At 74.3% G+C, this 12,976-nt stretch carries 12 protein-coding genes; 11 read left to right on the top strand and 1 reads right to left on the bottom strand.

What is annotated here, in order from left to right:
• The first annotated feature begins 62 nt into the window (after positions 1-62).
• From ABZW10_RS36980 to ABZW10_RS36945, 8 genes are all read left to right on the top strand, one after another.
• Positions 63-1,175: a quinone-dependent dihydroorotate dehydrogenase gene (locus ABZW10_RS36980; RefSeq protein WP_355375537.1), complete on the top strand. Its 1,113-nt coding sequence runs from the start codon at positions 63-65 to the stop codon at positions 1,173-1,175.
• 31 nt (positions 1,176-1,206) lie between these two features.
• Complete coding sequence (pyrF, locus tag ABZW10_RS36975) at positions 1,207-2,040, top strand: orotidine-5'-phosphate decarboxylase (protein ID WP_355375534.1); 834 nt, start codon at positions 1,207-1,209, stop codon at positions 2,038-2,040.
• Positions 2,041-2,411: 371 nt separating this feature from the next.
• A complete protein-coding gene (gene mihF / locus ABZW10_RS36970) occupies positions 2,412-2,738 on the top strand; it encodes an integration host factor, actinobacterial type (RefSeq protein ID WP_030056187.1) in 327 nt (108 codons plus the stop codon).
• A 48-nt stretch (positions 2,739-2,786) separates the two neighbouring features.
• Complete coding sequence (gene gmk, locus ABZW10_RS36965) at positions 2,787-3,344, top strand: guanylate kinase (RefSeq protein WP_344338787.1); 558 nt, start codon at positions 2,787-2,789, stop codon at positions 3,342-3,344.
• Positions 3,345-3,380: 36 nt separating this feature from the next.
• Positions 3,381-3,647, top strand: coding sequence for a DNA-directed RNA polymerase subunit omega (gene rpoZ / locus ABZW10_RS36960; RefSeq protein WP_030056185.1), 267 nt, complete (start codon positions 3,381-3,383; stop codon positions 3,645-3,647).
• Between the two features lie 169 nt (positions 3,648-3,816).
• Positions 3,817-5,052 carry a bifunctional phosphopantothenoylcysteine decarboxylase/phosphopantothenate--cysteine ligase CoaBC gene (coaBC, locus tag ABZW10_RS36955; protein ID WP_355375530.1) on the top strand — a complete coding sequence of 412 codons (1,236 nt, stop codon included), beginning with the start codon at positions 3,817-3,819 and terminating at the stop codon, positions 5,050-5,052.
• Between the two features lie 152 nt (positions 5,053-5,204).
• Positions 5,205-6,413 carry a methionine adenosyltransferase gene (gene metK, locus ABZW10_RS36950; RefSeq protein ID WP_355375527.1) on the top strand — a complete coding sequence of 403 codons (1,209 nt, stop codon included), beginning with the start codon at positions 5,205-5,207 and terminating at the stop codon, positions 6,411-6,413.
• 113 nt (positions 6,414-6,526) lie between these two features.
• Positions 6,527-8,617, top strand: coding sequence for a primosomal protein N' (locus tag ABZW10_RS36945; RefSeq protein WP_355375524.1), 2,091 nt, complete (start codon positions 6,527-6,529; stop codon positions 8,615-8,617).
• 117 nt (positions 8,618-8,734) lie between these two features.
• On the opposite strand, the gene ABZW10_RS36940 is transcribed toward ABZW10_RS36945, so the two are convergent.
• Positions 8,735-9,397: a hypothetical protein gene (locus ABZW10_RS36940; RefSeq protein ID WP_355375521.1), complete on the bottom strand. Its 663-nt coding sequence runs from the start codon at positions 9,395-9,397 to the stop codon at positions 8,735-8,737.
• Positions 9,398-9,676: 279 nt separating this feature from the next.
• Here ABZW10_RS36940 and def point away from each other — a divergent pair, with 279 nt between their 5' ends.
• The 3 genes from def (at position 9,677) to ABZW10_RS36925 (ending at position 12,745) form a co-directional block, all read left to right on the top strand.
• Positions 9,677-10,222, top strand: coding sequence for a peptide deformylase (gene def, locus ABZW10_RS36935; RefSeq protein ID WP_355375518.1), 546 nt, complete (start codon positions 9,677-9,679; stop codon positions 10,220-10,222).
• Positions 10,223-10,271: 49 nt separating this feature from the next.
• A complete protein-coding gene (fmt, locus tag ABZW10_RS36930; protein ID WP_355375516.1) occupies positions 10,272-11,213 on the top strand; it encodes a methionyl-tRNA formyltransferase in 942 nt (313 codons plus the stop codon).
• 68 nt (positions 11,214-11,281) lie between these two features.
• Entirely contained in the window at positions 11,282-12,745 is a 1,464-nt protein-coding gene (locus tag ABZW10_RS36925; RefSeq protein WP_355375513.1) for a transcription antitermination factor NusB, read from the top strand.
• The last annotated feature ends 231 nt before the right edge of the window (positions 12,746-12,976 follow it).

Below are 12,976 nucleotides of genomic sequence, written 5' to 3'. Positions count from 1 at the left end.
ACTCCAGTGGGGGGCACCAGTACCGCCGGGTGCCCCCCACTTCCATGCCCTGGGAGGACTTTGTGTACAAGCTGCTGTTCGACCTCGTCTTCAAGAAGATGGACCCCGAGAAGGCCCACCACCTGGCCTTCTTCTGGATCCGGCTGGCCTCCTCGGTGCCGGGCCTGCGCGGCCTGGTCCGGCTGGTGCTCGCCCCGCGCGACCGGGCGCTGCGCACCGACGCCCTCGGCCTCGCGCTGCCCGGACCGTTCGGCCTGGCGGCCGGCTTCGACAAGAACGGCGTCGGCATCGACGGCCTGTCGATGCTCGGCTTCGACTACGTCGAGATCGGCACCGTGACCGGCGAGGCGCAGCCGGGCAACCCGCAGCCGCGGCTCTTCCGGCTGGTCGAGGACCGCGCCCTGATCAACCGGATGGGCTTCAACAACCAGGGCTCGGCCCGGGTCGCCGCCCGCCTCGCCGCCCGCCCGCACACCAGCTCCACGCCGGTGGTGGGCGTCAACATCGGCAAGACCAAGGTGGTCGAGGAGGCCGACGCGGTCGCCGACTACGTGAAGTCCACCGAGCGCCTCGCCCGCTACGCCGACTACCTGGTGGTCAACGTCAGCTCGCCGAACACCCCCGGGCTGCGCAACCTGCAGGCCGTCGAGCACCTGCGCCCGCTGCTGAGCGCCGTGCGCGAGGCCGCCGACCGGACCACCCCGCACCACGTGCCGCTGCTGGTCAAGATCGCCCCCGACCTGGCCGACGAGGACATCGACGAGGTCGCCGACCTGGCGCTGGAGCTGGGCCTGGACGGCATCATCGCCACCAACACCACGATCGGCCGCGAGGGCCTGCGCTGCGACGCCGCCCGGGTCGAGGAGATCGGCATGGGCGGCCTGTCCGGCGCCCCGCTCAAGGAGCGCGCGCTGGAGGTCCTCCAGCGGCTGCGCGCCCGCACCGGGGGCCGGCTGGCGCTGGTCTCGGTCGGCGGCATCGAGACCGCCGAGGACGCCTGGCAGCGGATCGTCCACGGCGCCGACCTGGTCCAGGGCTACAGCGCCTTCATCTACGAGGGCCCGTTCTGGTGCCGGCGCATCCACAAGGGCCTGTCCGCCCGTCTGCGGGCCGGTGGCTTCCGCAGCCTGGCCGCGGCCGTCGGCAGCGCGGTGGACGCGCGCAAGGCCGTCTGAACCCCCTCCTCACGCTCCCCGGAAGGACGTCATGACCCTCGCCCCCTTCGGCACCCGCCTGCGCCACGCCCTCGACACCCGCGGGCAGCTCTGCGTCGGCATCGACCCGCACGCCTCCCTGCTCGCCGCCTGGGGCCTGGAGGACACCGTCGCGGGCCTGGAGACCTTCAGCCGCACCGTCGTCGAGGCGCTGGCCGGCCGGGTGGCCGTGCTCAAGCCGCAGGCCGCGTTCTTCGAGCGCTTCGGCTCGCGGGGCGTCGCCGTCCTGGAGAAGTCCGTCGAGGAGGCCAGGGCGGCCGGCGCGCTCGTCCTGATGGACGCCAAGCGCGGCGACATCGGCTCCACCATGGCCGCCTACGCCGAGGCCTTCCTGTCGCCGGGCAGCCCGCTGTTCTCGGACGCGGTGACGGTCAGCCCCTACCTGGGCTTCGGCTCGCTGCGGCCGGCGCTGGACCTCGCCACGGCCAACGGCGCGGGCGTCTTCGCGCTGGCGCTCACCTCCAACCCGGAGGGCGCCGAGGTGCAGCGCGCCGTCGGCGCGGACGGCGAGCCGGTGGCGGCCGCGGTGCTGCGCCAGCTGGCCGCCGAGAACGCCGGGGCCGAGCCGCTGGGCTCCTTCGGCGCGGTGGTCGGGGCGACCCTCGCCGACGCGGGCGTGGACCTGGCGATCAACGGCCCGCTGCTCGCCCCCGGGATCGGCGCCCAGGGCGCGACCATGGCGGACCTGCCGCGGGTCTTCGGCGCCTCGGTGCGCAACGTGGTGCCGAGCGTCAGCCGGGACGTCCTGAAGCACGGCCCCTCGGTGGAGGCGCTGCGCTCGGCCGCCGACCGTTTTGTCCAGGAGTACGCGGAGGCGGTCAAGTAGCGGACGAGAAGGACGGGTTCGCTCCTGGCGAACGCCGCGGAGCGCCGCGCTGACGGGCCGCGACGGTTCACGGGGGCGGCGGCTTGACGTGAGCGCCGTCACATCGGTGCCGCCAAAGGTTCGCAATCACGGTCATTTTGCCCGGGAAAGTCCTGGTCGGCCTTGGCTGACCAGGACTTTTCGTGTTCTTTTCCTGACGTGGCGCCGCAATCCGGGTAGTGTCCGGCGATAGGTCACCGAGGAGCCGCGAAACCCGCTGCTCCCGCAGGTCAGGGGCGGCGAGTTCGCTCTCCCGGCCGGCGTCGACCGGTGCCCTGGGAAGCACAACAGTCAGAGTTCAATCCCTTCCATCCACACCTGAGGTGAACGGCGTGGCTCTTCCGCCCCTTACCCCTGAACAGCGCACCGCCGCGCTCGCCAAGGCCGCCGAGGCTCGCCGGGAGCGCGCCGAGGTCAAGAACCGGCTCAAGCACTCCGGCGCCTCCCTGCACGAGGTGATCAAGGCCGGCAAGGCCGACAACGACGTGATCGGCAAGATGAAGGTCTCCGCCCTGCTGGAGTCCCTTCCGGGTGTCGGCAAGGTTCGGGCCAAGCAGATCATGGAGCGGCTCGGCATCTCCGAGAGCCGCCGGGTCCGTGGTCTCGGCACGAACCAGATCGCCTCCCTGGAGCGGGAGTTCGGCGGCGGTGCCGCCTGACCGTGCCCCGTGGTCCCGGGATCGTCCGCGATCCGGGATAATCGGTGCATGAGTGAGCGTCCGCGGCTGACCGTGCTCTCCGGCCCCTCGGGGGTCGGCAAGAGCACGGTCGTCGCTCATATGAGGAAGCAGTACCCCGAGGTCTGGCTCTCGGTGTCGGCGACGACCCGCCACCCGAGGCCGGGCGAGCAGAACGGGGTCCAGTACCACTTCGTCGACAACGACGAGTTCGACAAGCTGATCGCCAACGGCGAGTTGCTGGAGTGGGCCGTGTTCGCGGGCAACCGCTACGGCACCCCCCGCGCGGCTGTCCAGGAGAAGCTGGAGCGCGGCGAACCCGTGCTGCTGGAGATCGACCTGCAGGGCGCCCGCCAGGTGCGCGAGTCCATGCCCGAGGCGCAGCTGGTCTTCCTGGCCCCGCCGAGCTGGGACGAGCTGGTCCGCCGGCTCACCGGCCGGGGGACCGAGCCGCAGGACGTGATCGAGAAGCGGCTGGAGGCCGCGAAGGTCGAGCTGGCGGCCGAGCCGGAGTTCGACACGACCCTGGTCAACACCTCCGTCGAGCAGGTGGCGAGCGAACTGCTAGCCTTGCTCGGTGTAGGCTGACCTGTTGTCTTTTCCACCCTTTCGGAAGGTTTTCGCGTGTCCTCTTCCATGACCGCGCCCGAGGGCATCATCAACCCGCCGATCGACGAGCTGCTTGAGGCCACCGACTCCAAGTACAGCCTGGTCATCTACGCGGCCAAGCGTGCGCGTCAGATCAACGCGTACTACTCCCAGCTCGGCGAGGGCCTGCTGGAGTACGTCGGCCCGCTGGTCGACACCCACGTGCACGAGAAGCCGCTGTCGATCGCGCTGCGCGAGATCAACGCCGGCATGCTGACCGCCGAGGCGGTCGAGGCCGCCTGAGGCGGGCCCACCTTCGTGCGAAGGGCCCGTCGGAGTCCGCTCCGACGGGCCCTTCGGCGTTCCCGGGGGCGGCTCCGGCGGGTGTGGGGGGTGCCACAGTGCGGGTGATCGCCGGGGCGCCGTAGGGTTGGCTGGCATCTGCGGAGCGCCACGAGGAGAGCTGGGGACCATGAGCGGTGGCACGGAGCGGACGGACGCACCGCGCGTCGTCCTCGGCGTCAGCGGCGGCATCGCCGCCTACAAGGCGTGCGAGCTGCTGCGGCGGTTCACCGAGTCCGGCCACCGGGTGACCGTGGTGCCCACCGCGGCGGCGCTGCACTTCGTCGGCGAGGCCACCTGGGCCGCCCTGTCCGGCCGCCCGGCCGCCACCGAGACCTGGGACAGCGTGCACGAGGTGCCGCACGTGCGGATCGGGCAGAACGCCGACCTGGTGGTGGTCGCCCCGGCCACCGCCGACCTGATGGCCAAGGCCGCCCACGGGCTGGCCGACGACCTGCTGACCAACACCCTGCTCACCGCGCGCTGTCCGGTCGTCCTGGCGCCCGCGATGCACACCGAGATGTGGGAGCACCCGGCGACGCGGGAGAACGTCGCCACGCTGCGCCGCCGGGGCGTCATCGTGCTGGAGCCCGCCAGCGGGCGGCTGACCGGCAAGGACACCGGCAAGGGCCGGCTGCCCGAGCCGTCCGCGATCTTCGACGCCTGCCGCGCGGTGCTGCGCCACGGCGGCGGGCGGACCGACCTGGCCAGCCGGCACGTGGTGGTCTCGGCCGGTGGCACCCGCGAGCCGCTGGACCCGGTCCGCTACCTCGGCAACCGTTCCTCCGGCAAGCAGGGCTACGCGCTGGCGGCCGCGGCGGCGGCCCGCGGCGCCCGTGTGACGTTGATCTCGGCCAATGCCGAGCTGCCCGATCCGGCCGGGGTGGACGTGGTCCGGGTGGCGACCGCGCTGGAGCTGCGGGACGCCGCGCTGAAGGCGGTCCAGGACGCGGACGCCGTGGTCATGGCCGCGGCGGTGGCCGACTTCCGGCCCGCGGTCTACGCCGCCGGCAAGATCAAGAAGGTCGAGGGCGTCGAGCCGGCGCCGGTCGGGCTCGTCCGCAACCCCGACGTGCTGGCGGAGCTCTCCGCCCACCGCACCCGTTCGGGCCAACTGGTCGTGGGTTTCGCGGCGGAGACCGACGACGTGCTCGCCAACGGCCGCGCCAAGCTCGCGCGCAAGGGCTGCGACCTGCTGGTCGTCAACGAGGTCGGCGGCGGCAAGGCCTTCGGCCAGGACGTCAACGAGGCCGTGGTACTGGGCGCCGACGGCAGTGAGACGCCCGTTCCGGTGGGCCCGAAGGAGGCGCTCGCGGACGTCGTGTGGGATCTCGTCGTGGAACGGCTTGATCCCTCCGCCGGCTGATCTCGCAGAGTGGGCGGACGGTCTTCAATTGCGGAATCGCGTGACGTTCCTCGATAGCTGACCGTTACACTCCAGGAATCAAGTCTTTCCGGAGGCCCCCGGATCCGTCCGGGGTCTTTCAGTCAGCAGCCGCTGCAACCCCAGGGAGCGCTGTGTCTCGCCGCCTGTTCACCTCGGAGTCCGTCACCGAGGGACACCCCGACAAGATCGCTGACCAGATCAGCGACACCATCCTTGACGCGCTCCTCCGCGAGGACCCGGCCTCCCGGGTCGCGGTGGAGACGCTCATCACCACCGGCCAGGTGCACGTGGCCGGCGAGGTGACCACCAAGGCGTACGCGCCGATCGCCCAGCTCGTCCGGGACAAGATCCTGGAGATCGGTTACGACAGCTCCAAGAAGGGCTTCGACGGCGCCTCCTGCGGCGTGTCGGTCTCGATCGGCGCTCAGTCGCCCGACATCGCCCAGGGCGTCGACACCGCGTACGAGGCCCGGGTCGAGGGTGACGAGGACGACCTGGACAAGCAGGGTGCCGGCGACCAGGGCCTGATGTTCGGCTACGCGTCCGACGAGACGCCCGAGCTGATGCCGCTGCCGATCACCCTGGCCCACCGCCTCTCGCGCCGCCTCACCGAGGTCCGCAAGAACGGCACCATCCCGTACCTGCGCCCCGACGGCAAGACCCAGGTCACCATCGAGTACGACGGCGACAAGGCCGTCCGCCTGGACACCGTGGTCGTCTCCACCCAGCACGCCAGTGACATCGACCTGGAGTCGCTGCTGACCCCGGACGTCCGCGAGTTCGTCGTGGAGCCGGAGCTGAAGGCGCTGGCCGACCAGGGCATCAAGCTCGTCACCGAGGGCTACCGCCTGCTGGTCAACCCGACCGGCCGCTTCGAGATCGGCGGCCCGATGGGCGACGCCGGCCTCACCGGCCGCAAGATCATCATCGACACCTACGGCGGCATGGCCCGCCACGGCGGCGGCGCCTTCTCCGGCAAGGACCCGTCCAAGGTGGACCGCTCGGCCGCGTACGCGATGCGCTGGGTGGCGAAGAACATCGTCGCCGCCGGCCTCGCCCGCCGCGCCGAGGTGCAGGTCGCGTACGCGATCGGCAAGGCCGAGCCGGTCGGCCTGTTCGTGGAGACCTTCGGCACCGAGACCGTGCCGGTCCTCACCATCCAGAAGGCCGTCAGCGACGTCTTCGACCTGCGTCCGGCCGCGATCATCCGCGACCTGGACCTGCTGCGCCCGATCTACTCGCAGACCGCCGCGTACGGCCACTTCGGCCGTGAGCTGCCGGACTTCACCTGGGAGCGGACCGACCGCGTGGAGCAGCTGAAGAAGGCCGTCGAGGACTGATCGGCCGACCCGATCGTCTGATCTGATCGTTAAACGGCAGGTGGTGGCCGCCCGGAGTGCCGGGCGGCCACCACCTGCTGTTTTGTCGGTGGGACCTGGTACTACTTGGGGCGATGAGCAGCAGCACGCAGGGCAGTGACGAGGGCGGGGCGCCGGAGCAGCTGGCGTTCATCCGGGAGACGGTCCGCCGGGCCAAGCCGCGCACCTGGCGCGGTGCCAAGCGGGCCGAGCACCTGCCGGTCGCCCGGGTGGTCGTCGACAAGGGCGTGCTCACCATCGACAAGTTCTTCGACTACGAGGTGCCCGCCGCGATGGCCGAGGACGCCCGGCCCGGTGTGCGGGTCCGGGTGCGCTTCGGCGCGCGGGTGGTCAAGGGCCAGCGCGAGGGCGGGGAACTGCACGACGGCTTCATCGTCGCCCGGCTGGAGAAGAGCGACTTCCCCGGCCCGCTCGCCCCGCTCGCCCAGGTCCTCTCGCCCGAGCCGGTGCTCACCCCGCAGCTGCTGCGGCTGTGCCGCACCGTCGCCGACCGGTACGCGGGCACGCTGGCCGACGTCCTGCAGCTGGCGGTGCCGCCCCGGCACGCCAAGGCGGAGGCCGAGCCCTCGCCGCCGCCCCGCCCGCGCCCGGCCGCGCCCGCGCCCGGCGGCTGGTCCCGCTACCCGGCCGGCCCGGACTTCCTCGCCTCGCTGGCCGGTGGCGGCGCGCCCCGGGCGGTCTGGACGGCGCTGCCCGGTCCCGGCTGGCCGTACGAGATCGCCCGCGCCGTCGCCGCCACCCTGGCGGGCGGGCGCGGCGCCCTGGTGGTGCTGCCGGACGGCCGTTCGGTGGCCCGGGTCGACCGGGCGCTGACCGAGCTGCTCGGCGAGGGCCTGCACACCGTGCTGGCCGCCGACCTCGGCCCGCGCGAGCGCTACCGGCGCTGGCTGCAGGTCAGCCGCGGCTCGGTGCACGCCGCCGTCGGCACCCGGGCGGCGATGTTCGCGCCGGTGCACGACCTCGGTCTGGTGGTGGTCTGGTCCGACGGCGACTCCAGCCACAGCGACCCGCGCAACCCGCATCCGCACGTGCGGGAGGTCGCCCTGCTGCGCGCCGCCGAGGAGGGCGCCGCCGTCCTGCTCGGCGGGCACGCCGTCACCGTGGAGGGCGCCCAGCTGGTGCGCACCGGGTGGGCCCGGGCGCTGGCCGCCGACCGGGAGACGGTGCGCCGCACCGCGCCGCGGGTGCGCACCGTCACCGACCTGGACCAGCACCGGGACGCCGCCGCGCAGGCCGCCCGGCTGCCCTCGGTCGCCTGGGAGACGGCCCGCGAGGGGCTGGCGGCCGGCGGGCCGGTGCTCATCCAGGTGCCCCGGCGCGGCTACGTCCCCCGGCTGGCCTGCGGGCGCTGCCGCACCCCCGCCCGCTGCCGGCGCTGCGAGGGCCCGCTGGAGGCGGCCGGGGCGGACGCGCCGCTGCGCTGCCAGTGGTGCGGCGAGGAGGAGCGGGACTGGCACTGCCCGGAGTGCGGCTCGTTCCGGCTGCGGGCGCAGGTGGTCGGGGCCCGTCGGACGGCCGAGGAGCTGGGCAAGGCGTTCCCGCGCGTCCCGGTGCGCACCTCCGGGCGGGACGCGGTGCTGCCGACCGTGCCGGACGAGCCCGCGCTGGTGATCTCCACGCCCGGCGCCGAGCCGGTCGTCGAGGGCGGCGGCGGGTACGCGGCGGCGCTGCTGCTGGACGGCTGGGCGCTGCTGAGCCGGCCCGACCTGCGGGCCGGGGAGGAGACGCTGCGGCTCTGGCTGGCCGCCGCCGCGCTGGTGCGGCCGGCCGCCGAGGGCGGGACGGTGGTGGTGGTCGCCGAGCCGACGGCGCGGCCGGTGCAGGCGCTGGTGCGCTGGGACCCGCTCGGGCATGCCGGGCTGGAGCTGGACGAGCGGTCCCAGCTGCACTTCCCGCCGGTCGCCCGGATGGCCTCGGTGACCGGCAGCCCGGCGGCGGTGGAGGACCTGCTGAACCTGGTCCGGCTGCCGACGGAGGCGGACGTGCTCGGGCCGGTGCCGGTGACGGCGCTGCGGGGGGAGGAGCAGGAGCGCGCGCTGCTGCGGGTGCCGCCCGGGCAGGGGGCGGCGCTGGCGGCGGCGCTGAAGGCGGCGCAGATCGCGCGGATCGCGCTGCGGACGCCGGAGGCGGTCAAGGTGCGGATCGATCCGACGGACATCGGCTGAGGGCATCGGGTGCCGGTGCCGGGGCCGGGGCCGGGCGGCGGGGGGCGGGGGCGGACCGGACGTCGGGTGAGGGGCGCGGTGTCCGTGCCCGCGGTCCTCACCCGGCGTCCGGGGGCGTCAGCCGCGCAGCGGGACGCCGGGGCGGTCCAGCGCGGGGCGGTCGATCGTGCCGCGGTCGATGGGGCCGCGGTCGAGGCTGGTGCGGTCGAGACCGCCCTGGCGGGCGGCCGGGACGGTCGCGGCCAGTCCGGTGGGCGCGGGGGAGCGGTCGCGCTCCGGCGGGTGGACCGGGGCGTGCCCGGCCGCCGGGGTGTGGGCCGGCGCGTGGGCGACGGCCGGGGTGTGGCCGGCCGGGTGGCCGGGCAGTTCCTCGGACCGGTCCGGCCGGCCCTGGCCCGGGACGGCGCCACCCGCCGCCAGCAGTTCGCTGGTCGGCCGGCGCATCCCGTAGCGCCGGTGCACCGCCTGCTTGGTGACCCCGAGGGCGGAGCCCACCGAGTCCCAGGAGAAGCCCAGCGCGCGGTCGAACTCGACCGCCGCCGCCACCAGCGTCTCCACGCTCTCCCGCAGTTCCTGCGCCAGGCGCACCGTCGGCGCCGGGGCCCGCCCGTACACCACGAAGCCCGCCGAGGTGCTCGGGCGGCGCGGCCGGTAGACGTTGCCCAACTGGGCGGTGAGCGTCCGCAGGGCGTCGACCTGTCGCCTCACCCGCTCGATGTCCCGCACCAGCAGGTGCAGGCTCGCCCGCGCCCGGGCGTCGTGGTTGATCTGCTCGGCCATGGCTTACGTGCCACCTTCCGTACGGTTCGGCTCGGCCGGAGCGCCCTTCCCGCGCGCTCCGGCCACGGTCAATCCCACTTGACCAACGCCGGACCGCCCGCCGGGGTCACGCAGCCGGGGCGAGCGGGATGTGCCGGATCCCGCTCGGGGCGGATTGCATAGACTGGCCGACGGCCGTGTGCACGCCGCTCGGCCCGCCCGCTGCCAGCAGCCCGCACCCGCACCCGAACCCCGCGCCCGGACCTCGCGCCGGACCTCGACGGACAGGAGCCCGCATCCGTGGCGATCCAGCCGATCCGCATCTTCGGAGACCCCGTCCTGCGCGCCACCGCCCGGCCCGTCACCACCTTCGACAAGGAGCTCCGCACCCTCGTCAAGGACCTCACCGACACCATGCTCGACGCCCCCGGCGCCGGCCTGGCCGCGCCCCAACTCGGCATCTCCCTGCGGGTGTTCACCTACCACGTGGACGGCGTCACCGGGCACCTGGTCAATCCCGACCTGTCGCTCAGCGAGGAGGAGCAGGAGGGCCCCGAGGGCTGCCTCTCGCTGCCCGGTCTGCGCTACGACACCCGGCGCGCGCACGGCGTCGTCGCCAGGGGCTTCAACATGTACGGCGACCCGGTGACCGTCGAGGGCACCCAGTTGCTCGCCCGCTGCATACAGCACGAGACCGACCACCTCGACGGCATCATCTTCATCGACCGCCTGGACACCGAGCAGCGCAAGGCCGCGCTCAAGGCGATCCGCGAGGCGGAGTGGGGCCCCGGCCCCGCGCCGGTGGTCAAGGTCTCCCCGCACAGCACCTTCGGTGCGGCGCGCTGACGCCCGCCACCTCGAACCACGTCAACTCCGCACTGCAGAAAGGCACTTGATGCGCCTCGTGTTCGCCGGCACCCCCGAGGTCGCCGTTCCCGCCCTGGACGCCCTGCTCGCCTCCGACCGGCACGAGGTCGTCGCGGTGGTCACCCGCCCCGACGCCCCCGCGGGCCGCGGCCGCAAGCTCGTCGCCAGCCCGGTCGCCCAGCGCGCCGAGGAGGCCGGGATCGAGGTCCTCAAGCCGGCGAAGCCGAGCGACCCCGACTTCGTCGCCCGGCTCACCGAGCTCGCCCCCGACTGCTGCCCGGTCGTCGCCTACGGTGCCCTGCTGCGCCCCGGCACCCTGGAGATCCCCACGCACGGCTGGGTCAACCTGCACTTCTCGCTGCTCCCCGCCTGGCGCGGCGCCGCCCCCGTCCAGCACGCGGTGCTGGCGGGCGACGAGGTCACCGGCGCGTCCACCTTCCTGATCGAGCAGGGCCTGGACTCCGGGCCGGTCTTCGGCGTGCTCACCGAGGAGGTCCGCCCCGCCGACACCAGCGGCGAGCTGCTGGAGCGGCTCGCCCACTCCGGCGCCCGGCTGCTCGCCGCCACCATGGACGGCATCGCCGACGGCACCCTGCACGCCGTCCCGCAGCCGGCCGAGGGCGTCACCCTCGCCCCCAAGATCACCGTCGAGGACGCCCGGATCGACTGGACCGCGCCCGCGCTGCGGGTGGACCGGGTGGTGCGCGGCTGCGCCCCCGCCCCCGGCGCCTGGACGGAGTTCCGCGGTGAGCGGCTCAAGGTCACCGGCCCGGTGCGGCTGCTGCCGGACGCCGCGGACCTCGCACCGGGCGAGCTGGCCGTCGGCAAGAACAGCGTCCGCGTCGGCACCGGCAGCCACGAGGTCGAGCTCGGCGAGGTCCGCCCGCAGGGCAAGAAGGCCATGCGGGCGGCCGACTGGGCGCGCGGCGCGCGCATCGAGTCCGGCGAGCGGTTCGGGGCGAGCGGCTGAGTCCGGCTTTCCGCGTTACTGTTCGAGAGATCCCGTCATAACCCCCGCAGCACTTTGAGGCACATCCCATGAGCACGACCGGCAGTACCCACGGCACCTCCGGCGCGTCCGCCGGCAAGCGCGCCCCGCGCCCGCACCGGCGCCCGAAGAAGGACCCGGCGCGCATCGTCGCCTTCCGCGCCCTGCGGGCCGTCGACGAGCGCGACGCGTACGCCAACCTCATCCTCCCCTCGCTGCTCCGCGAGGCCGAGCAGAAGGGCATGGAGCGGCGCGACGCGGCCCTCGCCACCGAGCTGGTCTACGGCACCCTCCGGCTCCAGGGCACCTACGACGCGATCATCGCCGCCTGCATCGACCGCCCGCTGAGCAAGGTCGACCCGCCGGTGCTCGACGTGCTCTCGCTCGGCGCCCACCAGCTGCTCACCACCCGCATCCCCAGCCACGCGGCCGTCTCGGCCACCGTCGAGCTGGCCCGCGTGGTGCTCGGCGACGGCAAGGCCAAGTTCGTCAACGCCGTGCTGCGCCGGATCAGCGCCCACGACATGGACGCCTGGATCGAGCGGGTCGCCCCGCCCTACGACCAGGACGCCGAGGACCACCTCGCCGTCGTGCACTCCCACCCGCGCTGGGTGGTCGCCGCGCTGTGGGACTCGCTCGGCCGCTGGCAGCCGGACGCCTCCGGGCGCGGCGCCGTCGAGGAGCTGCTGCGCGCCGACAACGAGCGCCCCGAGGTCACCCTGGTGGCCCGCCCCGGCCGGGCCACCGTCGGCGAACTGGCCGACGTGCTGCCCGAGGCCGAGCCGGGCCGCTGGTCCCCGTACGCGCTGCGGCTCGCCGAGGGCGGCGACCCGGGCTCGCTCACCGCGGTGCGGGAGAACCGGGCCGGCGTCCAGGACGAGGGCAGCCAGCTGGTCGCCCTCGCGCTCGCCGCCGCGCCGCTGGACGGCCCGGACCGGCTCTGGCTGGACGGCTGTGCCGGCCCCGGCGGCAAGGCCGCGCTGCTCGGCGCGCTCGCCGCCGAGCGCGGTGCGGCGCTGGTCGCCAGCGAGAAGCAGCCGCACCGGGCCCGGCTGGTCGCCCGGGCACTGGAAGGCAACCCCGGCCCGTACACCGTGATCGCCGCCGACGGCACCCACCCGGCCTGGCGCTCCGGCGGCTTCGACCGGGTCCTGGTGGACGTCCCGTGCTCCGGTCTCGGCGCCCTGCGCCGGCGCCCCGAGGCCCGCTGGCGCCGCCGGCCGCAGGACGTCGCCGCCTTCGGTCCGCTCCAGCGCGACCTGCTGCGCTCGGCCGTCGAGGCCACCCGGATCGGCGGCGTGGTCGGCTACGCCACCTGCTCCCCGCACCTCGCGGAGACCCGCGCGGTGGTGGACGACGTGCTGCGCACCGAGGGCGCCCGGCTCGAGTGGATCGACGCCCGGCCGCTGCTCCCCGGCGTCCCGGCGCTCGGCGACGGCCCGGACGTCCAGCTCTGGCCGCACCTGCACGGCACGGACGCGATGTACCTGGCGCTGTTGCGCCGTACGGCGTAGCAGCCGCGGTTCGGCGGCGCATCGGGGCCGGGCGTCCCGGTGCGCCGCCGTGCTGTCGGCAGGGGCGGCGGGGGCGGTGAGGGCCGGTGGGGTCGGCGGGTGGCGGTCTGCTCAGCGGGCGGCTCAGAAAGTGTTGGGTAATTGATCAACTGCGTGCCGTGATGCGTTGGCGGTGATCTTCGCGGGCGTGGCGTCCGCGAAGCTAAACGCCGGGTGTGTGGGTGAGTGGAA

This window comes from Kitasatospora sp. NPDC004723 (assembly GCF_040609255.1).
GTDB lineage: Bacteria > Actinomycetota > Actinomycetes > Streptomycetales > Streptomycetaceae > Kitasatospora.
The sequence above is the reverse complement of the archived record's forward strand: the minus strand, read 5'-3'. Positions and strand labels throughout refer to the sequence as shown.

Bases quoted from the DNA above. Each gene is read 5' to 3' on its own strand.
- pyrF (WP_355375534.1), top strand. From the start codon at position 1,207: ATGACCCTCGCCCCCTTCGGCACCCGCCTGCGCCACGCCCTCGACACC.
- ABZW10_RS36945 (WP_355375524.1), top strand. From the start codon at position 6,527: ATGAGCAGCAGCACGCAGGGCAGTGACGAGGGCGGGGCGCCGGAGCAG.
- ABZW10_RS36940 (WP_355375521.1), bottom strand. From the start codon at position 9,397: ATGGCCGAGCAGATCAACCACGACGCCCGGGCGCGGGCGAGCCTGCAC.
- ABZW10_RS36925 (WP_355375513.1), top strand. From the start codon at position 11,282: ATGAGCACGACCGGCAGTACCCACGGCACCTCCGGCGCGTCCGCCGGC.
- coaBC (WP_355375530.1), top strand. From the start codon at position 3,817: ATGAGCGGTGGCACGGAGCGGACGGACGCACCGCGCGTCGTCCTCGGC.
- gmk (WP_344338787.1), top strand. From the start codon at position 2,787: ATGAGTGAGCGTCCGCGGCTGACCGTGCTCTCCGGCCCCTCGGGGGTC.
- fmt (WP_355375516.1), top strand. From the start codon at position 10,272: ATGCGCCTCGTGTTCGCCGGCACCCCCGAGGTCGCCGTTCCCGCCCTG.